This is a genomic window from Streptomyces sp. SBT349, from assembly GCF_001083795.1.
Lineage (GTDB): Bacteria > Actinomycetota > Actinomycetes > Streptomycetales > Streptomycetaceae > Streptomyces.
In genome coordinates this window covers 1-23,873 of sequence record NZ_LAVK01000086.1, presented here as the reverse complement: position 1 = coordinate 23,873, position 23,873 = coordinate 1, and the positions used below count along the sequence as shown (strand labels likewise).

At 67.8% G+C, this 23,873-nt stretch carries 21 protein-coding genes and 2 pseudogenes; 8 read left to right on the top strand and 15 right to left on the bottom strand.

Annotated elements, in window-relative coordinates; genetic code table 11:
• Positions 1–144: 144 nt before the first annotated feature.
• The 5 genes from ADY01_RS13450 to ADY01_RS36010 all read right to left on the bottom strand — a co-directional run bounded on the left by ADY01_RS13450 (position 145) and on the right by ADY01_RS36010 (position 5,063).
• On the bottom strand, positions 145–726 hold the full coding sequence (locus tag ADY01_RS13450; RefSeq protein WP_049571386.1) for a hypothetical protein: 582 nt from the start codon (positions 724–726) through the stop codon (positions 145–147).
• Complete coding sequence (locus ADY01_RS13445) at positions 723–3,098, bottom strand: tyrosine-type recombinase/integrase (RefSeq protein ID WP_234320206.1); 2,376 nt, start codon at positions 3,096–3,098, stop codon at positions 723–725. Before ADY01_RS13445 ends, ADY01_RS13450 begins: the two co-directional genes overlap by 4 nt.
• Entirely contained in the window at positions 3,095–4,165 is a 1,071-nt protein-coding gene (locus tag ADY01_RS13440) for a tyrosine-type recombinase/integrase (RefSeq protein WP_049571382.1), read from the bottom strand. Before ADY01_RS13440 ends, ADY01_RS13445 begins: the two co-directional genes overlap by 4 nt.
• Positions 4,113–4,406 (bottom strand): transposase, encoded by a 294-nt coding sequence (locus ADY01_RS36980; protein ID WP_420715688.1) that lies wholly within the window; start codon positions 4,404–4,406, stop codon positions 4,113–4,115. Before ADY01_RS36980 ends, ADY01_RS13440 begins: the two co-directional genes overlap by 53 nt.
• A 291-nt stretch (positions 4,407–4,697) precedes the next feature.
• A complete protein-coding gene (locus tag ADY01_RS36010; RefSeq protein ID WP_053170787.1) occupies positions 4,698–5,063 on the bottom strand; it encodes a hypothetical protein in 366 nt (121 codons plus the stop codon).
• A gap of 637 nt (positions 5,064–5,700) precedes the next feature.
• Here ADY01_RS36010 and ADY01_RS38110 point away from each other — a divergent pair.
• The 5 genes and pseudogenes from ADY01_RS38110 to ADY01_RS40525 form a co-directional block, all read left to right on the top strand.
• Positions 5,701–6,024, top strand: a pseudogene (locus ADY01_RS38110) (relaxase domain-containing protein); the annotation flags it as partial.
• A 38-nt stretch (positions 6,025–6,062) separates the two neighbouring features.
• On the top strand, positions 6,063–6,314 hold the full coding sequence (locus tag ADY01_RS39770; protein ID WP_199826225.1) for a hypothetical protein: 252 nt from the start codon (positions 6,063–6,065) through the stop codon (positions 6,312–6,314).
• A gap of 207 nt (positions 6,315–6,521) precedes the next feature.
• Entirely contained in the window at positions 6,522–7,772 is a 1,251-nt protein-coding gene (locus ADY01_RS13425; RefSeq protein ID WP_049571376.1) for a phosphoribosyltransferase, read from the top strand.
• Positions 7,773–7,947: 175 nt separating this feature from the next.
• Positions 7,948–8,913, top strand: a complete 966-nt coding sequence (locus ADY01_RS13420) for a DNA-processing protein DprA (protein ID WP_049571374.1) — start codon at positions 7,948–7,950, stop codon at positions 8,911–8,913.
• Complete coding sequence (locus ADY01_RS40525) at positions 8,910–9,653, top strand: ComF family protein (protein WP_234320205.1); 744 nt, start codon at positions 8,910–8,912, stop codon at positions 9,651–9,653. Before ADY01_RS13420 ends, ADY01_RS40525 begins: the two co-directional genes overlap by 4 nt.
• A 443-nt stretch (positions 9,654–10,096) precedes the next feature.
• Here the strand turns inward: ADY01_RS40525 and ADY01_RS13410 are convergent, their stop codons facing one another.
• Together ADY01_RS13410 and ADY01_RS13405 are read right to left on the bottom strand one after the other, a co-directional pair.
• Positions 10,097–11,365, bottom strand: coding sequence for a helix-turn-helix domain-containing protein (locus tag ADY01_RS13410; RefSeq protein WP_063784215.1), 1,269 nt, complete (start codon positions 11,363–11,365; stop codon positions 10,097–10,099).
• A 68-nt stretch (positions 11,366–11,433) separates the two neighbouring features.
• Positions 11,434–12,531 (bottom strand): DUF3800 domain-containing protein, encoded by a 1,098-nt coding sequence (locus ADY01_RS13405; RefSeq protein ID WP_159001187.1) that lies wholly within the window; start codon positions 12,529–12,531, stop codon positions 11,434–11,436.
• A 95-nt stretch (positions 12,532–12,626) separates the two neighbouring features.
• Here ADY01_RS13405 and ADY01_RS41820 point away from each other — a divergent pair, with 95 nt between their 5' ends.
• The gene (locus ADY01_RS41820) at positions 12,627–12,803 is read left to right on the top strand and encodes a DUF6233 domain-containing protein (protein ID WP_420715687.1); all 177 of its coding nucleotides are present in this window, start codon (positions 12,627–12,629) and stop codon (positions 12,801–12,803) included.
• A gap of 1,285 nt (positions 12,804–14,088) precedes the next feature.
• On the opposite strand, the gene ADY01_RS39090 is transcribed toward ADY01_RS41820, so the two are convergent.
• Complete coding sequence (locus ADY01_RS39090) at positions 14,089–14,247, bottom strand: hypothetical protein (protein WP_159001186.1); 159 nt, start codon at positions 14,245–14,247, stop codon at positions 14,089–14,091.
• Positions 14,248–14,949: 702 nt separating this feature from the next.
• Here ADY01_RS39090 and ADY01_RS13400 point away from each other — a divergent pair.
• Positions 14,950–16,200 (top strand): replication-relaxation family protein, encoded by a 1,251-nt coding sequence (locus tag ADY01_RS13400; protein WP_053170784.1) that lies wholly within the window; start codon positions 14,950–14,952, stop codon positions 16,198–16,200.
• Positions 16,201–16,586: 386 nt separating this feature from the next.
• On the opposite strand, the gene ADY01_RS13395 is transcribed toward ADY01_RS13400, so the two are convergent.
• The 4 genes from ADY01_RS13395 to ADY01_RS13385 all read right to left on the bottom strand — a co-directional run bounded on the left by ADY01_RS13395 (position 16,587) and on the right by ADY01_RS13385 (position 20,317).
• A complete protein-coding gene (locus tag ADY01_RS13395; RefSeq protein WP_234320204.1) occupies positions 16,587–18,194 on the bottom strand; it encodes an IS1182 family transposase in 1,608 nt (535 codons plus the stop codon).
• 157 nt (positions 18,195–18,351) lie between these two features.
• Positions 18,352–19,500, bottom strand: coding sequence for a hypothetical protein (locus ADY01_RS13390; protein ID WP_049571360.1), 1,149 nt, complete (start codon positions 19,498–19,500; stop codon positions 18,352–18,354).
• Entirely contained in the window at positions 19,497–20,081 is a 585-nt protein-coding gene (locus ADY01_RS36970) for a sigma-70 family RNA polymerase sigma factor (RefSeq protein ID WP_159001185.1), read from the bottom strand. Before ADY01_RS36970 ends, ADY01_RS13390 begins: the two co-directional genes overlap by 4 nt.
• Entirely contained in the window at positions 20,078–20,317 is a 240-nt protein-coding gene (locus ADY01_RS13385) for a hypothetical protein (protein WP_159001184.1), read from the bottom strand. The genes ADY01_RS36970 and ADY01_RS13385 overlap by 4 nt, the downstream gene beginning before the upstream one ends.
• A 119-nt stretch (positions 20,318–20,436) precedes the next feature.
• Between ADY01_RS13385 and ADY01_RS41815 the strand changes: the two are divergent.
• Positions 20,437–20,602: pseudogene (locus ADY01_RS41815) on the top strand (DnaB-like helicase N-terminal domain-containing protein); the annotation flags it as partial.
• A 557-nt stretch (positions 20,603–21,159) separates the two neighbouring features.
• Here the strand turns inward: ADY01_RS41815 and ADY01_RS13375 are convergent.
• The 3 genes from ADY01_RS13375 to ADY01_RS13365 form a co-directional block, all read right to left on the bottom strand.
• A complete protein-coding gene (locus tag ADY01_RS13375; RefSeq protein WP_234320203.1) occupies positions 21,160–21,570 on the bottom strand; it encodes a hypothetical protein in 411 nt (136 codons plus the stop codon).
• A 162-nt stretch (positions 21,571–21,732) separates the two neighbouring features.
• Positions 21,733–23,454 (bottom strand): group II intron reverse transcriptase/maturase, encoded by a 1,722-nt coding sequence (ltrA, locus tag ADY01_RS13370; protein WP_049571353.1) that lies wholly within the window; start codon positions 23,452–23,454, stop codon positions 21,733–21,735.
• Positions 23,455–23,477: 23 nt separating this feature from the next.
• Positions 23,478–23,873: IS630 family transposase (locus ADY01_RS13365; RefSeq protein ID WP_049571350.1), on the bottom strand; the 396-nt coding region annotated here is incomplete at its 5' end.

Below are 23,873 nucleotides of genomic sequence, written 5' to 3'. Positions count from 1 at the left end.
CGCGGTGGGCTCCGGATCCCGCCCCCCGGCCTGACGGACCCGGTCACGCAGCCGGTCGTGCAGTTCCTGGATCCATCCCTTGTCGCGCCAGCGCCGCCAGAACGCGTAGACGCGGTCCCACACGGTTCTGTGGAATCTGAACTGTCAACTCAGCAGCTCGTCCTCTGCGACCCAGGCATGGTCGAGGAACGGCGCTTGGATGCTGGTCAGGTTTTGGGCCCAGCGGAAGAGTTCGTCGGCCTTCTTGACCACCGATTCCGCCAGGTCAGCGGTCAGCAGGTCAATCTCAGATGTCACCGAGGTCAAGGCTCCGGTGCTGGTCAGCATTTCGTGCAGCCGGTCGCGTGCCCTGGCGTCCGCGTGCAGGAGAGCGTTCCTCCAGGCCCCGAGCAGGTTGAGGAACTCGCGTTTCTCCGTGCTGAGGACGGATCCGGCTGGACGGCCCATGGCCTCGGCCGCTGTGGGCAGTTCCTCCCACCGCTTGACCCAGGAGACGTTGTCCTCTGTTCCGGCTTGGATGTGCACCCAGTTGGCATAGCCCTCAGCGGCGGCTTGCGTCAGAGCAACGGTGACGATGACGGCATCGCGTTCACGCTGCCTGCGTTCGATTCCAGAGCGTTCGCGCGCTTGTTCTTCAGCGGCATCCTTCGCGAAGCGACGCGCCGACAGGGCTCGGGCTTTGGCCTGCCGGAAGAGGACCTGGCTGCCGTCGTAGTCATAGATCATGCCGGGCATCCTCCCGCTGCAGAACCTGCGATGTCGCATGTTCCAGCACGCTTCTCAGGCGGATTGGTGATGTCCACGATTGGCAGCAGTGCCGCGGTGGCCGGGGCGCCGATCTGCCGAGGTGTCGGCCCGGCGGGGGTGGGGACGTCGGTGAGTCGTTCGAGGAGCTGGTCGAGGGCGGCTTGGCCGTCGTCGACGGCGGCGCGTTCATCGTCGGTGAGCGGGATGCTGGCCAGCATCTTCTGCAGATTCTCCTTCGCCTCCAGCAGTTGGCCCTTGCTTGAGTCCTTCGGCGTGTAGAAGTCGCAGCGTGCGCAGGCCATGCGGTGCTGGCACTGCTCGAAGAAGGTGTAGGTGCACCAGCCGTGGCCGAGGTCGAAATACTGCCAGGGCTCGCCGCTGGCGGCGGCGCCGGAGGCAACCGCGTCGCGGTCGACGAGGACTTCGATGGTGCGCACGTTCCTCGCGAAGTAGCCGGCGTCGTTGTAGGCCCTGGCCAGCGTGTTCGGGGTGAGCTTCGCATAGTGCGAGGTCGCCTCGGGAGTCCGGTGACCGAGCCATTCCTGCAGTTCGAAGAGTGTCATGGGCTCCTTGGCGTTGTAGAGCTGACTGGCGATGGTGGACCGGGCCCGGTGGCTGGTGATGCTGCCGCGGACGTCGACGGTGGGGACGCTGGCCTTGCGGCAGAGCATCGGGATGATCGCCGTGTTGATGTAGTGCTTGGCGACCCGGCGGGCCCGGTGGGCAAACAGGAAGTCGGCGTACTCGTTGGTCTTGCGGTCGAGCATCGGCGGCTGGGCGGGCCTGACGGCCTGCCATGCCTCGATGGCCTGGCCCAAGAGCGGGTCGACGGGCTTGGTGAACGCGGTGCCGGTCTTGTGGGTGGGCACGTCCAGCAGGCAGACGGCGTCGCGGGCAAGGACCTCGCCGGAATCGCCGGGGATCGGGAAGCCGTCGTGCTGCCAGCGGATGCAGCCTACCCGGAACCGGGCGATCTCGTCACTGCGTTGACCGGCGAACAGCCAGGTCAAGGTGATGGCCCGGATCAGCTCGACCGGATAGGTGCGGCCGTCCGCGGTCGGCAGATCGCCGGACTCGACATTCAGACCCGCCCACAGCAGCTTGGCCCAGATGTCATCGGCGATCACTCGCGGGTCCGGCCCCATCAGGGCGCGAACGCTTCGCGGGGTTCTCAGGGCATGGGCCGGGTCGAACCTGCGTGGGATCAACTCCCATTCGTGCAGGTCACGGAAGAACGCGCGGGGCACCTTGAGGTAACCGGACTTCGTCTGCGGCGTGAGCGGTTTCCCCAGGTGGTTCTGCGAGCGCATGCCATGGGTCCACTGCGAGAAGTCGCCGACGGCCATCCGGTCCACCGCCGCGACCCAGGACGCGCACGTCTGGCGGGTCCACTGGCTGGCCTCGGTGATCTCGGGGTGCTCGGCGGCCAGCCAGCGGCCGATCTTCGCGAGCACGCTGCGGTAACCTCTGCGGATCTTCGGAGTCAGCGTCGATGTCGCGTACCAATGCTCAACCGACGCCGCCCACGGGGCTGGAACTCCCTCCATCGCGGCCGGTCCGGCCTCATGCCCAGACGGTGGCGGGTCCGCGTGGCCGAGTGCCGCGACCGCCCGGTGAAGGCCGTAGAGGTCCTTGCCCCACTGCCCGCTCATCGCCGGGTGAACACGCAGCGCGGCCAGGGCCTCGGTGGACAGGTCCTCCAGCAGCGGACTGCGGTTCAGCAGCAGCATCTGGCAGATCACCGCGGCCAACTTGGCGGCGTCACGGCGATAGCCCCAGCCGGCCAGAACCCTGCAGATCCGCCGGACGGCATCGTCGACGAGATCGGCCCCGAAGACCCGACGGGCCAGGGTCGGCCGCATGAAGCGACCGAGCCGGTCGAAGGCGGTGAACTCGCCGAGCAGGTAAGCGTAGATGAGCACGAAGGGCCGGGCGTTGGGGCCGATCTGGCCGCCCCATGAGTGCCGGAAGTCGGCGCCGCTGGCGTTGATCAGGTGCACCCAGTCGTCCGCTGACCAGCCCCAGAAGGCTCGGCGAAGCTCGCCGCAGCGGATCAGCACCAGCCCGGCCGCGTCCCGCGCGAACCGCCGCTGATGACGGTCGTCCGGTGGCCAGTGCAGACCGGCGAGAGCGTCCACCAACGGCCTCACCAGCCGGGCCACCGGCCGAAGCGGTACTGCGTCGAGATTGAGACCATCGAGCCGAAGCTGATCGATGCTGAGCATGTTGAGTGCTTCCGCCTCAGCCTCGGTGAGCAGGCCGCGACGGTCATAGTGGGCAAGGCCGACGAGCGACGCCCAGGTCGGAGTGCTTGTCGGCCCGGTGGCCGCCGTACTCGGTTGTGCGGTCACTCGGCGACCGCCTCAGAGACATGGGCGGCACGGGTGAGCATCTCCACGCGCCAGGAATGGATCTGCTGCATGCCCCGGTTCAGCTTCTCTGCCAGGTCGCGGCCCGAGAGGTGGATGTAGGTCAGCGTCGACTCGGTGCTGCGGTGCCCGGCGAAGGAGGCGATGGCGTGCAGTTCCCAGCCCATTCGGGCCAGGTCGGTCAAGCACAGATGCCGCGTGGTGTGGGTCGAGAACCGCGGCAGGTCGGCAGCGAGGGCGACGCGCCGGATCACCTTCGACCAGGTCCAAAGGGTCAGCGGCTGGCCGTAGTTGCGGCGCGACTCGGACAAGAACAGCGGTCCTCGGGCCCGGCTGATCGTGGCCCGATGTGCGAGGTAGCCGGACAGCAGGACGCCGGTCGCCGCCGAGTAGGGGACGACGCGCTCGCGCCGCGCCTTCGTCGTCTCCGCCCGAATCCGGAGAGTCCGGTGGGCGGGGTCGAGGTCATCGGTCCGCAGCGAGCACAGCTCCTCGCGTCGCAGGGCCGCGTCGTAGGCGAGGGCGAGCATGACGCGGTTGCGTACCGGCTCCTCGCGCGCGACGTCCAGCAGGTTGAGCCACTGCTGTTCGCTCGGGATCCACGGCAGCTTCGTCAGCCGAGGCACCAGCCCTCGCTGGTGACCGCCGAACTTTCGTCCAGGTGTGTAACGGCCGCGGCCGACCGGATTGGACTCCCGCAGGCCCTCCTCGATGAGGTAGTCGTAGAACAGCCGCACCGGCACCAGCCGCTGCTGCAGCGTCGCGTTCGCCAAGCCGGCGCCCGAGTCAAGAACGACGACATTGCCTCCTCGACGGCTCGGCCGCGTTGCCAGCTCCTTCACGAACGCCGCCACATGCAGACGCTTCGCGACGAGCGGGTCGATTCCGTCTCGCTCGCAGACCAGCAAGTACTCAGCGAGTCCCCGCGCATATGCGTCGATCGTCCGGGGTGCCCGTCCCAGATCCGTCCACACCCGCAGCCACTCGGCCGCTCGCTCATGCCGGCCCAGGACCGGCCACTTCTCCTCCAGCACCACCGCGCTGCCCAACGGATCTCCTCAGTACGTGGGGACGCCGCAGGATACGAGCTGCATCCCGCGGCGCGTGATTCCACGTAACTAATAGGAAGTCCGCGGGCATCGCCCGCCACGTGATGCCGCCCGCGACGAGGTATCGGACCGCGTCGACCATCTGCCGGTGGCAGTAACCCTCCGGCTGCCCGCCCCTGCCCTGCAACCACCCCGGCACCGGCAGCAGGTCCCGCACCGCGGCCCACTCGGCGTCCGTCATGTCCGACGGATACCGGGGCTGCCGATCCGGACGACCGCCCGCATTCCCGAACCGGTGCGCGAGGCAGTCACACGAAGGAGAAGCCGCATTGGACCAGGCCGACGCAGCAGCGTAAAACTGTGACAACAGGGCTCCTGGGCGCGCTCCTGGCTTCAACAACCCCGAGCTGCACCAGAGGCCCTGTCTTCATGCACGCACCGACACAAGACCACCCGACCAGGCATCCCCACTCGAACCCATGCCCACCATGATCGATAGAGCAACGGCTTCTTACGCTCTCGGGTTTCGCGGTCAGTCGGCGATCTGGCCGGTGCTGTCCCGGTTGAACTCGAGCCAGTAGTCGGTTCCGTCCAGCACGTTGGTGGCAGCCAGGCCCCATGTGTTGGCGGGGATAGAACGCCAGCTGTTGCACGACGCTGTTCTTGAGAAGCACGTGCGGACGCTGACGGTCTGGTTGGGCCTGACGTTGATGTCGACGCAGTTCGGGCCGGTCGTGGCGAAGCCTGCTGACCTCGCTGGCCACTCGTGCTCTCCGTTGTAGTTGGTGGTCCGGTACGAGATGGGGTTATCTCGACAGGCCTGCTTGGTGATGGGTTCGGCGCTGGTCGGTGCCGCTGTAGCGGCGGTGATCCCCCCGGCGACCAGCGCGATCACCATTAACGACCGTACTGTTCGCGATCCTGTACGCATTTACCCTCCCCTGGATGGTATGTAGCCATTGGGAGACTACGGTCGGTGACCGACCGGCGTACAGCAGCGTTCCGGTCAAGCATCTCGGCCCGCAGGCGGCGCCAAGTGCCGGTTCTCCAGGACAATCGGCGCCATCCCCGAGATGCTCCAAGCCGCGTTCCGCCCTCAGCAGCAGCGGCAAGCCCTGGTCAAGCCCTTCGTTCGGCCTCCGGCGTAGCGTCGGGTGCGTGGCCACCAACGCGGACGTGGACAGGCCGCCGGCGGCCGATGGGCCGCTGGTGCGCGTGGTGCTGCCGGACGGGCAGGCAAAGGACGGCCCGACTCCGTAGGACTGCTGCGTCACGTGTTGGCCGCGTGCTGACGCGTTCCAGCCGGGGTAGGCAAGCGATCTCCGGGGCGCAGCTTTTGCACGGCGCTGCTCGCGGCGCCTGCTGGCTCCGTCCGGTGGGACGCGGGTGAAGTTGCGCGGTGGGGTTCTCCCGCCCGGCGGGAGGGGCCGCTGCCGTGGGCCTTCTCGTCGCCTGCGGGGGTGTGTGCTGGGTGGATGTTGAGTATTGCGAAGGTCTCCCTGGGGTCTGGGTGGCGGTATTACTTCCGCGGCGTGATGGTGGGTGACGGGCGACGCGGGGCGGGGCAGTCCCTGCGCGCGGCGCAGGAGGAGGCAGGTGTTCCGCCGGGGGTGTGGTCGGGCGCGGGCCTGGCCGCGCTGGGGCTGGTGCCGGGTGAGGCGGTGACGGAGCGGCAGGCCGAGTTGTTGTTCGGGAAGGGGCGGCATCCGGACGCGGACCGGATCGAGGCCGGGCTCCTGGCGGCGGGGGAGACGCCGGTGGTGGCGCGGCGGGCGACGGTGCTGGGCCGGGACCCGGGCGAGATCCGCGACCCGGTGCTCGCCCTGGATCTGGTGTTCCGGCCGCCGGGCAGTGTGCACGCGTTGTGCAACGCGTCCGCTCCGCGGTGCAGCGCGCCGTGGACCACGATGACGACGCCGACCGCCTGCTCGACCTCCTGGACCTGCTGCTCGAATGGCGCGGCATCACCCCCGCTGGTCTGGCCGCCGACCTCGACCGCGTCCTGGCCGTCCTCGCCCTGGACACACCCGCCGCACGGACGATCGTCTCTGCCCACTTCACCGGCCGACACGGCGCCGCCTGGCAGACCGCCTACCAGGAGGTCACCGCCGCCTGGCAGGCCGCCGGCCTCACCCCGGCCTCGGCATGACGCTCACCCCCCCCCGGCACCGACCCGGCCCCGGACGGCGCTGCTCTTCAGCCCTTCGCCCGGAGCAGGAAGACCAGAGCCTCCTCCTCATGTTCGCCGCGAGTATGGAGGGGAGGATCCGGAAACCGTGGGTGCGCGGCCACTACGGCTGAGATCATGGCAAGAGGATCAGATCATGATCACGGTGCAAGGGCAGCGGGGGCGGGCATGGAGGACACCGGCACGGTGCGCGCGGTCGTGATCGACCACAAGGCGGTCTTGCGCTCGCCCGGGCGCGCCCACAACGGGATCGCCGACTTCCTCCAGTGGCTCGACGAACACGACATCTCCTTCGTGCTGCTCACGACCGACCCGATCGACGCCGAGGCAGCCCTGACGGCCGCTGGCCTGCCCGCGCCCGCCCTTCACCTGTCCCGCGACGACATCCCCGGCATGCCGAACCGCGGCAGCGGTGCCTGGCTCCAGACGGTTGCCGAGCGCCTCAGGCTGCGCCTGAACCAGATCGTGCTCGTCGGTACCTCGGAGCTGGACTGGCGCACCGGCATCAACGCCGGCGTCGTCCACATCCTCGCCCGCTGGGCCGACCACGTCCGCAACGGAAAGGGCATGATCACCCTGTCGGCCGACGAGCCGGCGGATGTCGGGGAGCTCCTGGAGCACTTCCTCCTGGACGAGCCCCGCTGGGCCTTCAGCCATGACGACACTGCCCGCTCCTTCAAGATCCGCTCGCTCCTGCCTCCCAACGTGCGGTTCCCCCAGGCCCTCGGCCGGACCTTCGAGCTCCAGGACGTCTTCACCCGCAGCCGCACCATCACCGTCGGCACTCAGGACGCCCGCGACATCCTGATGCTGCGCCTGCTCTCCTCCGCCTACCTCGACGGCACCCTGCCCCACCGCAGCTTCTTCTGCGTCTACCCCAGCAGCTCCCCGGGCCAGGTCAGCCAGCAACTCGCCGGCTTCCTCACCAAAGCGAAGGTGATGGTCGGCTCCTACTACCGAGAGGACCTTCTCGAGCGCGTCGGTCAGGCACCGGACACCAGCCTGGAACGGTGGAGGAGGAGCAAAGGAGAGGCGAGCACGGCGGACATCTCCATCGGCGCCCAGGTCCGCACCGTCCGCATCAACCCCAAGTACCGGGGCAAGCTCAAGGGCAAGACGGTGATCGTCTTCGACGACTTCACCACCGAGGGCAAGTCCATCGAGTGGGCCCGCACCCTCCTGACCAGCGCCAACGTGGCACAGGTCATCGCCTTGACCATCGGCAAGTACGGCGCCTCCCGCCACACTGCCTACCAGTTGCGCCCCGGCACGACGATCGACCCCTACAAGGTCAGCTACCACCTAGCAGCCACGAACTTTGTGACGACGCCCGTCACAGGAGCCGCGGGCCCAGGCCCCGACGATGCTCTGAAGGCCACGATGTCCCACTTCATCGCCGCCGGGCAGAGCGCCCACTGATCCTGCACGCCATCCGGCCCTCGGAGCCGTCCTCCGGCCAGGCAAGCCGAAGCGACGATCGACTCGGCCGCACCCTTCCCGCCCGTACGAGGGCCGCGTACGCCATGATGGAAGTGGCCCGAGAACCTCACTTCATCCTTCGAACATCCCGGGGCCACGAGTAGAAGGACACCCGATGGACCTCGATATCACCGCTGACCAGCACGATCTACTGACCCTGTGCGCGCTGCGCACCGGCGAGACCTCCCTCGACTGGAGCCTGCTCGCCCGTAGCGCCCAGAGCCCCGAAGGCCTGGCCGCGCTCATGGACGGACAACTGCGCGAGGACTCGCGCGCCGCGACCAAGAACCGCCCCCTGTTGCAGCAGGCCCTGGCCGCGGGCCTGGGCGATGCCCGGGCCCGCGTGGACGACGAGCTGGCCGCAGCCGGCAAGGCCGGCGCCCGCATGGTCACCGTCCTCGACGAGGACTACCCGGCGAACCTCCGCATGATCGGCAATCTGCCGCCGTTCCTCTTCTACCGCAGCGAGCTCGATGAGCGCGATGCCCGCTCCATCGCCGTCGTAGGCACCCGCCAGGCCTCCGAGGACGGACTGCGGCGGGCGACCCGGATGGCCCGCGAGCTCACCGAGCACGACGTCGTGATCGCAAGCGGTCTCGCCAAAGGGATCGACGCCGCCGCCCACCAGGCCGCCCTCACAGCCGGAGGCAGAACCTTCGCCGTCATGGGCACCGGCATCGCCGCCCCGATCTATCCGGCGGAGAACCGGCCGCTCGCACGGGCCATCCTGGACGCGGGCGGGGCTCTGCTGAGCCAGTTCTGGCCCACCAGCCCGCCGGCGAAGCACACCTTCCCGCGCCGCAACGTCGTCACCTCCGGCACCACTCTGGGCAGCGTCGTCATCGAGGCCTCCAGCACCTCCGGCGCCAAGATGCAGGCCCGCCTGGCCGCCGAGCACGGCAAGCTCGTCTTCCTGATCCGCTCCCTCGCCGACACCCAGCCCTGGGCCAAGAAGATGCTGGACGAGAACAAGGCGATCCTGGTCACCGCCTCCAGCGACATCACCGACCGCCTCGGCCGGGCCGCGGACATCCAGCGCGCCGGCCAGCAGCGCCAGCAGCTCGCCCTGGCCGACCTGTGACCGCAGGTCTCCCGGCCCCGGCAGGCTTCCCCGACTGCCCGGTGTGCGCCTATGTCCTGACCGGCACCGCCCGCCTGTGCTCCGACTGCGCCGACCGTACCCTCCAACCGATCGCCGACCCCCACTGCCCGCTCTGCTCCCAGGCCCTCGCGCCCGGCGGGCAGTGCAGCAACCGGCTGTGCGGGCTGTCGGAGGCGCAGCGGGGGTTCTCGCGCGTCGACGCGGTGGCTGTGTACTCCGGAGCACTCAAGGACAAGATCCACAAACTGAAGTACGAGGGGAAGCACGGCTGGGCGATGATCTTCGGGCGGCTCCTCGTCGGCTGGATGGAGAGTCACCCCGAGCAGATGCGGGATATCGACCACGTCGTCGGCAACCCGACCCACGTCGGGCGCCAGCCAATCCAGCACATCGAGACGATCATGGATGCCGCCTACACCGAGGACGTCACGCACGCCTTCCCGGTCAGCACACCCGGCGCGCACCGCCTGATCAAGACGACCGAGACGCCCCGCTCCGCCAACAAGAACCTGGACGACAAGCGCGCGGCTGCGGCCGCGCATGCCGCCGCCCTGACGTGGACCGGGGACACCAACGACATCAAGGGCGCCACGATCCTCCTCGTCGACGACGTTCTCACCAGCGGATCCCAGCTCCAGCACGTCGCACTCCGGCTCCGGGCGTCCGGCGCCGTCGACGTCCGCGGACTCGTTCTCGCACGGGTCCCCTGGAGCGGATGACCCGGCCCCTGGACGCCGTGAGCAGCCCTGCCAGTCGGCTCGCTGCTCGGGCAGCGCTCGTTGACTCGTTGTTTAGTGGGTTCTGTCACGTTTGACGTCACTGCCTTGGTGAAGCCACGGGGTGACCGTGCTGGTCTGGTCAACTCGTTTCTCGCTGGTGGTCTGCACGAGAGTGTCGGTGGTCGTTCGTTATTTCGCTGCTACTGCTGAGTGGTCCTAGTTCATTTTTGGCCTACGGCCAGCCGGGGTGGTGGTGTAGGTCGCGTGGTAGATCCCGTTCGTATGACTCGCCCGACCGTCGAGGTGCTGCGCCTGCTGTTGGCGGCCAGCCTGCGGCGGCCGGGGATGTCCGCCGGGCTGTCGCGGACGGGGACGCGCTCTGCCCGGTGTGCCGGCCGCCCGGACTGTGATGCCGACGCCGAGCGCCTGCTCGGTCAGTTCGGTCAGGGGGTGAGACCGAACTGGTTGAGGATGTCGGCGGCGAGTTCATCGGCGGCGGCACGGAGGACGGTGTGGTCGGCTGGATTGGGGAGCTCAGTGGTCACTGGCTGGATGTGCCGAGGCCGTCGGGCATACTCGGGAAGCTCGGCGAAGCCTTGGTTCGTGACGACAGGAACGAGGCGTTCGTCGCGGTTCAGGGGGAGCGTCGCGCCGATGACGGCGGTGACATCGAAGGCGCTGTCCGCGAGCGCGGCGCGACGGAAGGCGTCAGCCAAAGCGACGATGTCGCAGGCAGCTGTGGCTATGGCATCGCTCCGCACCGGCAGGTCGACCTGAACGCCATCCAGTCCAGCGGTGGCTTTCCAGGAGAGGTCCACAGCCAGCACAGCGGTGCCGTCATGGTGGAGTTCAGCGATCACAGGACGCAGACCCGTTGCATCGGCCGAGGTGAGGAAGTTGCTGATCACCCACCGACGGAGTCCAGGCCGGGGATTAGCGTCGGAAGTAAGGACTCGGTGGCCACGTAGGTGTTCCGGGCGTATCACCCAGGATGAGCGAACCGCGCCTTCGAGAACGCCGCGGGCTGTCTCTCGGCTCAGCGGCGGAACGGCTCTTGGGACCGGACGCTGGAGCCGGCAGGCCACCACCAACCAAGCACGGCCCGGAGGGCTCTGCCCGAGAACCAGATCGGTGGCGTGCTCGATGTGCTGCTGGAGCTCTTCGTACGCGCGAGTCTGACGGGCGAACCGGTCCTGGTAGGCCCCAGCAAGCCGGTGCTCGGGCATCCAGGACGTGTGTGAGCCGTCCCGCCAGGGGACGACAGCGGCCTGTTGCTCCTTGTCTCTGTCGGCGGAGCCGTAGACCAGGTGGGGCGCCATTTCACTGGCTGGCACATCGACGACCAGGATGCTGACGCCGTCTGGCCCGGTGAGGATGTGGAGGCCGAGGCCAGCGACATAGGGCTGGACGTGGTTGCGTACCCAGGCCGTTAGCCGCTGCTCGTTGATTTGCTCGGGATCGATGCCCACCAGCTCGATGTCGTCGCTGACACCGTAGACAAGAAGGCCGCCCCGGGTGTTTGCCATGGCAGCCACGTCCTTGGCGAACTCATTCCATCGGCCACCGTGTGGCTGCTGAGGAAGCTTCTGCTTCCAGTCAAGATCGTCGGTCTCCTCGACGCCCATGTTCACGGCCTGCCGGACCATGTCGAAAGTGACCTCCCCCGGTGGCAGACCAAGGTGGGCATGAAGTCGGGTCCACGAACGCGCCATCGGTTGAGCATAGTCGGGAACACGGCGTGATCGAACTGTGAAGTCGAGACCTGCGACACTGGTCTGGGTCACCAGGGCGCCGCGTTTGGGGCGCTGAGCGACGCTGCCTCGTCATAGGGCAGCAGAGAGTCGTCCACGATAAGAGGGACCACCGTCTGCCACAGATCATCGCCCGCAGGGGAGCCGATGCCAGCGTGTCGGGCAGCGACAGCCGCAGTGGCGCCGGCGAGGAGGTCGGCGAGTTGGATGGAAGGGTGGTCTTGTGAGCTGCCGCGTACCAGGTGCCGCAGGTCGATACCTGGGATGTGCGAGGACGGCGTCGCGCCCCAGGTGACGCGCACAGCGCTGGCGAGGAACGACAGACGTTCGTCGGTAAAGGACCGCTGCTCATCGGTCAGGACGCTGACCGGCCCACGCACGCGATGGACCCAATGGCGGGCGACATCGGCGATGCAGGGCACAAGCATCTCGAGGGCCGGGAACTGGTGAGCGTTGACATGGAGGACGTCTCCATGCGGGCGGGTGCTGCGCAGGCGATAGAGAATCTCGGTGACCGGTCTGCGGGTGGAGGCGGCCCAGGCTACTTCGAGTTCGGCGAAGAACGCCGCAGTCATGGCTGCCTCGTTGCCAAGAGCACGCTGCGAGGCGAAGGCGATGAACGCTTGAAGCAGCTGACGGAAGCCCGGGGGCGTCAGTGCCCGGCGCCCATCCAGCGCCAAGACCCGGGCCAGCCGTCGTGCCTCGCGGTCCTGATACAGGTCGGCGCCCTCCGCATGAGCCTGTTCCTCCAGCAGCAGGTCCACGATCTTCGCCACGGTGGCATACTGCTTATCCACCACCAGCACGGCACATCGCCCTTCGAGGGCTCCTCCGGGCCCCCATAGTTGACGTAGCACCTCCCGTCTGACCTTGCGTTCTTTGAAAGCTCGGAACTTCAGTTCATTGCCTTGCTGGATGCGGGCCCGCTCTCTCACTTCCTGCACGATCGGCCCGGCCACAGCATCGTCGACGGCTACGGATGCATAGACCAGATATCGGCCGTTGTTCATCAGCTGCTCGCCGCCGTACCCCGACTCGTCGCAGGCGACCCACTGGCCGGTTCCCGCGGTGTTCCGCGTCGGAGTGGGATGGTTGAACCGACTGAAGGCGTCTCCGCTCAGGGGCATCTGCTAATTCTTCCGGAGGGTTGGACTGGCGTACATGGCGTGTTCCGGCGCTGGACGCACTGGGACGGTGATCCCGACGCCATTCTGCGGCCGGAGTGTTCTCGGCGTGGCTCCTCGAGGAGCCGGTCGGCGGCGGTGACGTGGTGGTGGTGCACCGCGGGGACTGCGCCGCGCCCCGGGGTGTCACCCGGCCCGCGGCTGGCGAGGAGGTCCGCCAGGCCCTCGCGGACGGGGCCATGGTCTGTCCGGTGTGCCGGCCGCCTGGACTGTGACCTGAGTCGGGACTCGGGTCCGGACTCGGGTCCGGCGGTCGGTGTCCGCGCGGACCGCGCCCGGCTCGCGGTCCGGACCCGGATTCGGCCGAGGCGTTGCTCCAGCCCGTCGCTTCGCTCCGGTGGGAGGCCTGGAGCGTAGTGGTTGTGTCAATGCCCGGGAAGGGCTGCGGCGTTGGTCGTACGGCTGCCCTGGGCCTGTGGGAGGCCTGGGAGAGCTGGATGTATGTGGAGTTCGGGCTGCGCGCGTATCCGTCTGGTGGGGAGCCGACCGGGCTACCCGCTAGACAGGCAGCCCCAGCAGATCGCCAACATGCAGGTCAGGCGCCGCTTTGGCCCTTCCTGGGTGTACCCAGACTCAGAGGTGTCAGGGGCACCTGTACGGCCATGGCCACGCACGCCGGCGCCAGCGCCGCCTCGACAAGGACTGGGACGGCACGGTCGGCCACGGCAGCGGCTGCGAGTTCCGGCAGCTTCGGCGATGGTCCCGCCTGCGGTCCGGGGACGCTGCCACCAGGCCCACGGGGCGTGCGAAACCTCGCCGTGCGCCCCTGCCGCGCGCCGGGAAGCTGATCGCCAGGCCGTGGCCCCGGTCACCAACGGGCTGATCCCCCCGGGGCCCGGCGAACGATCTGCTGAACGTCCTGAGGAGGGGCGTGTTCGCCTGTCAACGACGCCGTAAGCAGGGAGAACTTGGCAGGCGCTCGAGGCGCAGACCGAAAAAAACATCTGAAGCCCGCCCCGTGTAACAGTGATTGGTTTCACTGCTGCACGGGGGAGAAGTGCCAGGTCAGAACGCTGGGACAGGAGGGAGGATCTGTCGCAGCGCGTGAATTGACGCTTTGAGCCGCCCACGCATACGCCGTATAGCGATAAGAGCGAGACGGGTTAGTCGAGCGCCGGATATACCCTCAGCAGACACACGTGAGGGAGCCGCGCAACCCTCCAGGTTTGCAGGCCACTTGGGCTGCGGGCTCCCCTCGCTGTGCCATCACCGATTGGGATCAGAGAGAGGACACATGGTGCATCGTAGAGCCGAAACCGACAGCCAGGGGCCCGGGGGGCGTCCGGCACATCGCACCGTGCGGTGGCCGGGGCGACGCTGGCGGCGGTTGGCCCTGGCCCAGTTCGTACGTGGGGTGAGTTACACCGCAGGAACCGCTGTGGTGGGTCTGCTCGCGGTGTGGATCAAGACTCGTTACTGAGTAGCTGCTCGCCCCCTGCCGTGCCCCTGGCCCTCGGCGCGTCGCGCGCCGGGGGCCAGGGGGGCCGGGCGCCCGGTCGGTTACCCGCCCCAGCCGAGTTCGACCAGGACGCGGGCGAGCGCGGCCCCGAGGCCGTGCAGGAAGCCGCGGCCGACCTCCTGACCGGCCGCCGCCGACCGTGAGCGGTACCGGGTCTCCGCGCGCCGTGCTGCTCGCGACGGCCGCCTCTTGTTCCCCATGGAACCCCCTTCCTGTGAGCGCGCCACCGGATGGCGCCCTCTGTGGGTGGTCGCTAGGGAGTCGGTTGCCAGGGCCGGTGTCCCGGTCACGCCCCCGGCGAGAAGCGGGGGGGCAGGGCCGCGGGCCGCGGCGCTTCGGCGCGAGCGATTGCCACCAGTTGCCAGTCGTTGCCGCCCTGCCGCCAACTGCTGGCACCTTGCTTGCTGCCGGTGCCGACGGTTGGCACTCTCGTTGGCAGGTGGTGGCGCCCCGGGAGGTCTTGGCCGCAGTGTGCTGCTGCGGTGATGGTCAAGCCCCTGGGGGGCGCTTCCGGCAAGGGGGGTGTTCCCGCTTCCGGCGCCACTTCCGAGCCGGTTGGTCAACCCTGTGCTGTTTGGCCTGTTCAGCGCCGGGAATTGCCATTGCACCGGACTGTCACACCCCTATTGGGGTGGGGCGCTGGGTGAGGAAGGGGAGGCGAGGGCCGGTGACGGGCGGGAGACGGGTGGTGAACCCGGGCGGGTCGTCGAACGCGTTGCGGTCGGATGTGCTGCGGGTGCTGGGTGTGCTGAAGGTGGCGACGGCGGATCAGGTCCAGCGCTTGGCCGCGCCGCACCCTGACGTTCCGCCACACCGGCAAGCCGACCTAGGCTGCGCGGAAGGAGGCCCGCACCCGCCCGCACCGCGCGGCCTCGCAGGACCTCAAGCGCCACGGCCTGGTCGTGGAGGCCGGCCACTCCCGTGCCGGGGAGAAGCTGTGGTCGCTCACCCCGCAGGGGCTGGAGGCCGCTGCGGCCGAGCTCGGGCGGCCGGTCCAGGAGATTGGCGGCCTTGCCCGCGGGGTGGGCCGCACGGGCGCCCCGCACGCCCTGTGCGTGGGCGAGACCATCTGGACACTCTCCAGGCCAGCCCCGGACCTGACACGGCTCCAGGACGCGCCACACGGCGCTGTGGAGGCCGCCCGGGCGGAGCCGGTGGGGTTCGGCACCGTCGAGTCGTGGGCCACGGAGGTGCCGCTTCCCGCGACCGGCACGTGGGCCACTGCGGGCCGGGGCGGCGCCCAGGCCGACGCCGTCCTCACCGTCCCCGAAGCGGAGGTGCCGCTGCTGTTCGTGGAGGTCGACACCTGCCACATGGACGCCCAGCGCATCGCCACCAAGCTCGGCAAGTACGCGCGGTTCCTGCGCCGCCGCGTCAAGGACGTCGACGGCCGACCCCGGGCGATGTGGCGCACCCGCTGGGAACACCCGGACGGCACCCGCGTCGCGCCGGGCCCGCTGCCTCCGCTGCTGCTGGTCTTCCACCGCCTCGGACCCCGCTCACCGGAGTCGTCCTGGGAACTGGTCGCCGACCGCACGCGCCTGCACTGGGCGGGCCGCCGGCAGCGCGAGGACGAATACCAGGCGGGCGGCTTCCACGACTACGACGACAAAATCCCGCTGCTGTTCATCACCATCGACGCCCTGCGCGACCAGGGCCCGACCGGCCGCGTGTTCCACCGTGCCGGCCGCGACCAGCCCCAGACCTCGCACGACGCCATCGGCAACCCCCGCCGCGACCTCGCTCTCGCCTGCCATTGGGCACGCGACGAGGAACGGGCCCGGCAGTACCAGGTCCAGCAGGAAGCCGCCCACGAAGCCAAACGCCCCGCCTGCACCGAGTGCGGCGCCAGGTTCACCAACGAACGCTGGACGTACACCCGGAGCCGGGACGCCGCCTGGGACGAGCAGCGGCACCTGTGCGCAGGCTGCGTGACGGAAGCCAAAGCCCGCACCCTGGCCGAACGTGAAGCCGCCGAACGCGAGGCGTGCCAGCGCTGCCGCCGCCGCCGCCAGGACGACCAGCCGGTCACCGACCCCGCCCTCCGCCACGCCCCGCCACCGGACGGCGTCCACTGCGCCGCCTGTCGCCAGGAACTCAACCCCCAGCCCGACCGCGGCCGCCTGGCCCGCCGCTTCCTGCGCGGCTCCTGACGACGACCGCCGCCAACTGGTCAATCGCAGGTCAAAAGCGGTGGTTGACCAGAATGGCAAGCCTTTCGTCAAGCACCACGGACATGGTCAACCGGCCCCCAGGGGCGGCCGGTGTCAAAAACCCCACCGGGGCCGATGGGCGCGTCTGCCCCAGGCCAGGAGGCTGGCTCGGCGCTCATTCCCTGCCGGTCTCGCTGCGCCCGGCCTCGGTATCGAGACCGGGCGCAGCGCTGCGGACAGCCGGGCCTCGGTGTCGGGGCCGGGTGCGTCGCGCAGAGCGCTGGCGGTCTGCGCGACGTCCTCCAGACGGCCAGCCTGGCTCCTCGATGAACCCGTGAGCGACGACGACCTACTGAGCGACTCCGTCGGGGATCTTGAGCATGACCTCATTTGCCTTGTCGCCACCAGCATTCCCAACTCAGGCCGCGGGTGTTGAGGTACTGCTGGAAGGTCGTGGGGGAGCGAGGGCGGTGGGGGTGTCGAGTTGTGCGTGAGGCAAGGCGTTCGATGTTGATCGCGATGCCGGTCAGGACGTGCTGCACGTGTGTCTTGCGGATGCCGTGATAGCGGCTGCGTCGGGCCTGGTGTCCGTTGATGAACTCGCAGATGGTGCCTTCGACGCCGGACCGGGTGGCGTAGAGCCGTTTCCACTGGGAGTCTTGCTGGTCTGTGCGGTTTCGAGCCTGGAGCTCGTGGAGGGGGCGGGAGAGGAAGTTCACGGTGCGGGCGGCGGTGCCGCGGGTGCAGGCAGACCGGTCGGGGCACGGGTTGCACTGGTGTGGGTGGAACCGGGCCACGGTGTAGGGCGCCATGGCCGGTGGCTCGAGCCAGATGTGGCTGGTCTCGCCGTTGGGGCAGGTGACCTGGCGCTGGTCGAAGTCGATGGAGAAGTCGTCCCGGGTGAAGCCGGACTGTTCCCTGCTCTGCCATGCTCCGCTGGCCTTCACCGGGCCGACGAGTTCGACCCGGTGGTCCCGGAGGGAGCGGTGCAGCAGCGAGACGGAGAGGTAACCGCCGTCGAGCAGGTGCTGCCGGGGCAGCAACTGGCGGGACCGGAGCCGGGCGTGGATACCAGGGAGGGCCTCGGTGTCCCGGGTCGGCTTGGTGGTGGCGATGTCCGTGATCAGGTTGGGCTGCGCATCGCCGGCCTCGCAGGTCTCGGTGACATGGACCAGATAGCCGCTCCAGCGGGTATTGCCACGGATGGCGCGGCGGGCTTCGCAGTCGTAGGGCGTGACGATCCGCTGGGCCCCTTTGGGCTGCCCGTCCTTCTCGGCGCGCGGACGTAACCTGCCACGTGCGTCGAGGAGGAAGTTCTGCACCACGATCTGCCGTAGCGCTTCCGCGCGAGGACCCCGCTGGTGGGGCGTCAGGCGTTCCAGGAGTCGGCGGGCGTCCGCACCCGCCTGTTTGAGCCGGGTGACAGGGCGAGTCGGCTGGCTGGGAAGGCGCACCGGGCGCCCGTAGCGGGTGGCCCACTCGGCATCCACCAGCCCGTCCAGGACCTCAGGTGCCCGCTGAGCGGTCTCCTCCAACGCCGCGCGTACTGCTTCGAGGACCAGCTCCAGGCGGGTGAGGTCCCGCGCGGCAGCGAGAACCTGAGTGGAGTCACTGCGCTGTCTCCCGCGCTCGGTGACCATGCCGGCCTCCCGCATCCGCTCCAGCGACAGCGACAGCAGCTGGTCCGCGCGATCGTCCCCGCACAGACGATCACGGAAGTCGGTCAGCACGCTGTGGTGGAACCCCGGGTCGTCCAGCTCCAGGCCCAGGGCGTACTTGAAGTCGATCCGGCATCGCACCGCCTCGGCCGCCTGCCGGTCGGAGAGGTTCAGCAAGAACTGAAGGACACAGACCGTGGCGAGTTGGGCCGGCGAGAGTCCGGGACGGCCATCGCGCGGGTACCAAGAGGCGAGGTCCCTGTCGTCCCAGAGCCCGTCGAGATGATCACGTACCCACATCGCCGTGGTGCCGCGGGGGTTGCTGGCCCGCGCCATCCGGGCAGTGAGCTCGGGTACCACCGCACCGGACCGGGGACGAACGGACACTGATCACCTCAGGAGGACGAAACCACGCAGGACCGTCCGAAGTGTTCCAACCACAGACAGCCCCTGTCCCGAGAACTCCAAGATCCCCGACAGAGTCGCTCACTGTCTATGGGCAGGCAGCCGATGCTGTGTTGGCGCCGGAACGGATGACGTAGATGCCGCTGTCGACGAATGTCTCCTCCGAGCGAATCTTTAGGTCTTCGATGTCCATGGCTGCCGGCCACAAGGTGCCACTTTCGGACCAGCGCACCCCCTCCAGGTCGACGTCTGACAAGTCGGTGGTGCGCAGGTCGGAAGTAGTGAAATCGTCCAGGAAGGCATCAACCCAGGCCGGGTTGATACGAGAGGGGATGTGCTGTTGGAGAGCCACCTTCAGAGCCCGTCGTACCTCGTCCATGTCCTTCTCTATAGCACGGGCTCGCGCTAGAACGCGATCGAGGATGAGGTCACGCTGATGCTGGCGCTGGAGACTGAAGCTGAGGGCAATGGCGAGATCGAGGATGCGGCCGAGGATCAGTGCTCGGCCAAGAGCGGGTCCTTGGCCGAGAGGCGTGTTGATTTCCCATTCCTTGGAGCCCTCCATGAAGACCAGGAACTCCCCGCGCGCCTGTTCAAGGGCGTGGCCAAGGATAAGCGTGTAGTGGTAACGATTGCTGATTCCGAGTGCGCTTCGGAGCGCATCATGCAATGCAACTGACAGGCGATGAGAATTCGCCAGCCCGTTAGTGAGGTGGCATGTGAGGTCGAGAGCACCGAGCAGACCAGTACCGGGATCGCGGTCGAGGCGGAGATGGTAGGCCCAGGTGCGGATTCTCGCAAGGTTGTTGCAGGCTGCGGCAACCTCGGGATGAGTCCGCACCCTGATGCGAGTATGCGCATTCGTCGTGGCTAGCACCAGAGCCGCCTTGATGTCGCTGCTGCTGGCTTCGCTGACTGCCGAAATGATGCTCAGATCAGTCCCGGTGTCCGTCAGTGCCGTGCCCTGGCTGCCCGTGTCTTCGAAGGGAACGAAGGCGCTTCCTTTGGGAGCATCGTGGCGAGAGCGAGAGAGAATCTCCTGCAAGCCAGCCTGTTCGTCGAGGACGGTGATCAAGCTGTCTACAGAAGCGTCGTTGCGGGACTGAAGCAGGATTTCCTCCAGGCCTGCTTCCACATCGATCACCGCGGCAAGGCCATCGACGAGGTTACGCTGATAGTTGTTCAGACGCTGACTTCCGGCGTCTTGGTATGCAGTGGTCGCCAGGTTATCAGTCACTTCTCCCCCTTTCCTGTACTGAAGTACGCTGTCGCTGCCCGGCGTGCCTTCATCAAACTTGCCCTGACGGCCTCGGGTGTCATACGCAACTGTTCCGCGATCTCAGCAGGCTGGTAGCCAGCCAACGTCCAAGCCAACATTTGCCGCTGCCTAGGTGGCAGACGTTGCAGCATTTGGCCCACGTCGTGCTGCGTCTCCCATTCGCTGATTGTGTCAGGCTGTGGAAGCAGAGAAGTCGACTCGGGAACATCCTCGAAGGGGTCCTCGCGAACCTCAGAAATCTTGCGAACCAGTGCCCGGGAGGCAACTGTGCAAACCCAAGGCCAGGGATTCCTTATCTCACTCCATCGCCGATAGAGCGCAGCCATCGCATCTTGCGCAATATCCGCCGCAACCGGCAATTTCGCCCCATGATTGAGCAGGAAGCCGATCAACTTGCGGATATTATCTCTGTAGAACTCCGAAAATTCCGTGTCGATCGTGAGCCGCGTCCGGGTGAGCATACCTAGATCATCATGACGAGCCGCGGCTGCTGAAACGACTGAATGGTCTGCTGAACTCGCAGCGTCACCGTCGCTCACGCCATGTGCTCCTTCTCTCGCGTCGGGGTCCGTACCGATGCCGAGAAGCAGCAATCGTCCACCTGCTCAGCGATCTCAGCCTGCCCGCCCTCTGCGACGGCAGCTACTGCGTCTGCCATCCATCGATGCCTGAGTTGGTCCCGCCGCATCCGCAGATGTAGCCAAAGACCGATCAACGCAGACACCTTCATGACAACGACCGCACTGATCGCGACGACCGCCGTGGTCCAGTCCATGAACTCCCCTCCCTGGCCCATCAGGAATCACTGATGGCCCGTCACCTAGTAAGAGCGCCTAGGAACCGCAACCGTGAACTCGGTCGCCAAGAAATCTGCGACCCTCGGAGCACGGCGACCTCGCGAAGGTCGGCGGCGCCGGCTACCTCCACAAGCTCGTCAACGAGGTGCCCACCGCCGCGAACGCGGGCTACTACGCCGAGATCGTCTCCGACCAGGCCGTGCTGCGCCGCCTGGTCCAGGCCGGGACCCGCATCACCGCGATGGGATACGCACGCCAGGGCGAGGTCGCCGACCTGGTCGACGCCGCCGGCCGCGAAGTCCTCCAGGCCGCCACCGCCCGCGACGACGAGACCCTCCAGCCCTTCAGTGTCGGCTACGGCGACTCCCTGGACCGGATCCAGGCCGCAGGCCAACGCGGCGGCGAGATCACCGGATCGACATCGTCAAGCACCGCAACGGCCCCACCGGCACCATCACCGTCGCGGCAGCGCTCCACTTCAGCCGCTTCCAGAGCATGGAGGGTGGCTTCTGATGACCGATGAGGCCAAGCTCACCGAGGCGTTGGCCGCTCTCGGGATCGAAGTGCCCGGCGAACCTGCGCCAGGCCCACGACGACGACGCCGGGCTGCGTCGGGCCGCCCTGTGGGCGTTGCTATGGCGGTCGGCCGGTGTCGGCCTCGCCGAGGCCACCGCGGGCACCGACAACGACTACTCCGTCCTCGTCAGCCCTCACGCCTGGCCCCTTCCTGAAAACCACGCCTCGCGGGCAACAGAGGGTGGCGTATGCCATCGAGACTTCTAGAAGCAACGCCGTTCAGTTAGGGCGGGGTTGGGTGGTGTCATGGGTCGGTTGTGAGCATGTTGATGCTGATGGTGGCCTTGTAGGTGGCCCGGTCGATGGCGGGTCCGCGTGCGTTGTACTTGGAGATCGCTCGTTTGACGATGCGGTCTTTGGTGCGGACCCGCCGCTCGGGCAGGAGTTCGGCCAGCACGTGGCGGCCGATGGTTCCGACCAGATCGATGACGGTGTCGGCGATGATTCCCGCGGCCAGGACGAGCTGGTCACGGGCGGCGGACAGCGCGATGGTGAACCCGGCCCGGTCCGGGTCGGTGCCCGGGACGCTGTCGGTTGCATCCGTCATCGCGGTCCGCAGCGTCTGATAGGCGACCAGCAGCGCCCAGACCTCCTGTTCGACCCCTCCTGGGGTGCGGGCGCGCAGGACCCGCCCGCCCAGGATCGTGGACTTCAACTCCGCGTAGGCGGTCTCGGTCTGTCGGGTAGGTGCGGCGCATTGCTGCGCCGCACCCCCCTCAGAACCGGACGTGCGGCGTTAACCGCATCCGGCTCAAGCAGGCCCTGAAGGCGCACGGGCAGCCAGATTGGCTGGTCGCCGTGGTTCACTGCCGCCGCGTCAGCGGTGGCAGTTAACGTGGGTGAGCCGGAAGGCGACGGGATCGTCGGACTGGCTTCCGTCCGGTTCAGCGGTGAGCGCGTTCGCGCGTACCGCCGTCCGGATCGCCCGTAGCCACTGCTCCCATTCCTGGGGGCTCTGCGGCTGCCGGTCGGCGTGCAGGAGAAGTGTTCCGCAGAGCGGGCACCGGCCGTGCTGTCCTTGGAGCAGACTCAGCAGGCGCGGGCTGAGCGGGGGCTTGTTCCTGCGTCGCCGCGAGGCCCAGTACTCGGTCAGCGCCGGGTCGTCCACGGACGCCCTCTTGATGACCAACTGATGTCTGACGATCCGGGTCCAGGCGAATTTGGTGAGATAGCGGCCGCTCTCGCGGTCACCGAACACCCACCGGTCCTGCCGGGACTCGTTGAACCGGCCGAAGTACCGGGAGGTCACCCAGCCATTCGGCTTGTTCGGGTGTGTGTGCCGGGCCCACTTGTAGGCCAGCCTCCACACGTGGTTGTCCAGCGAGGCGAACACCTCACTGGAGACCACTCCCCGAAAGTAGGCAGCCCAGCCCCTGATGATCGGGTTGAGCTTGGCGATCACCGCCGCCGCATTCTGTCCCCGAAGGGCCAGTACTTCGGCGGTGAGCCGTGCCCGGATCCGTCGTATGGATGCCTTACTCGGCTTGATCAGCAGCATGCCGTGGTAGCGGCGGACGGTGAAGCCCAGGAAATCGCAGCCCTCATCGAGGTGCGCGATGCGCGTCTTGTCCTCGTTGAAGGCCAGACCTCGGGGCTTGAGCCACCGGGCCAGCCGCTCCTTGGCTTGCTGGGCCTCCTCATGGCTGTGACAGAGCACCACCAGGTCGTCGGCGTATCTGATCAGAGTCGGCGAGCCTACTGCGAGTTCACCAGCCCGTGGACCGGTGAGCCGGTAGCGGACTCCGGCAGCCTCTTCCATCCCGTGCAAGGCCACGTTCATCAGCGCCGGGGAGATGATCCCGCCTTGCGGAACCCCCTCCTCGGTAGGGGCGAGAACACCACGCTCAAGCACTCCCGCCTTGAGCCACTGCTCGACCAGTCCCCGGGCGGGGAACTGTCCGATGGAGGCCATGAGGCGGTCGTGGTCGATGCGGTCGAACGCCGCTGCCAGGTCAGCGTCAAGGACCCACTGGCGCTTCGGGCTCTTGCCCTTGGCGGCCAGGAAGATCGCTCCGATCGCATCGTGGCAGCCACGGCCGGGACGAAATCCGTAGGATCTCGGCTCGAACCGTGCCTCCCACTCGGGTTCCAACGCGTTCAGCGTCACGGCTTGAAGACACCGGTCGATGATCACGGGAATTCCGAGGCCGCGCTGACGGCCATTGGCCTTGGGGATAAAGACCCGCCTGACGGGCAACGGCCTCCATGGGGCTGCCCGGTGCTGCATCCAGTCGGCCAGTTCGGCCTTCCCCTGGGGCAGCAGGACAACCCGTCCGTCGACCCCTGCCGTCTTGCGGCCAGCGTTGATCTCCGTCACCCGCCGCACGCTCACCAGCGTGTTGGAGCGGGAGCGGAGCATCAGTTTCTGGAGATTGCGGACCTTCTTGAGGTCCCCTACCTGTGATGCCGTGAAGATCCGCTGCCTCAGCCGCCGTACTTCGTCCTCCGCGTCCTGCCAGTCAATCGACTGCCAGTCAGTGAAGTCGTCCTCAGGTCCGTTCGCCGTGATGGCACCGTCGTCCTGGACGGTGTCCGCCACGGAAGATGTTGTCGCCACGGTGTCTAATGTCCTGCGCCGGAAATTCTGGCGATATATTCAGCTAAGGAGTTGAGGATTTCGTCGGCGGTCTTGGTCCACGTGAACGGTTTGGGGTCCTTGTTCCAGGTCCGGATCCAGTTGCGGATGTCGGCTTCGAGGGCCTGCACGGATGTGTGGCTGCCGCGGCGGATGAGGTTGTCGGTCAGGTGTCCGAACCATCGCTCGACCTGGTTGATCCAGCTGGAGCCGGTGGGTGTGAAATGGGTGTGGAAACGGGGATGCCGAGCGAGCCATGCCTTGACCGCGGGCGTCTTGTGGGTGGCGTAGTTGTCACAGATCAGATGGACGTCGAGTTCGGCCGGTACGGCTTTGTCTATCTTCACCAGGAACTTCTTGAACTCCACGGCCCGGTGACGGCG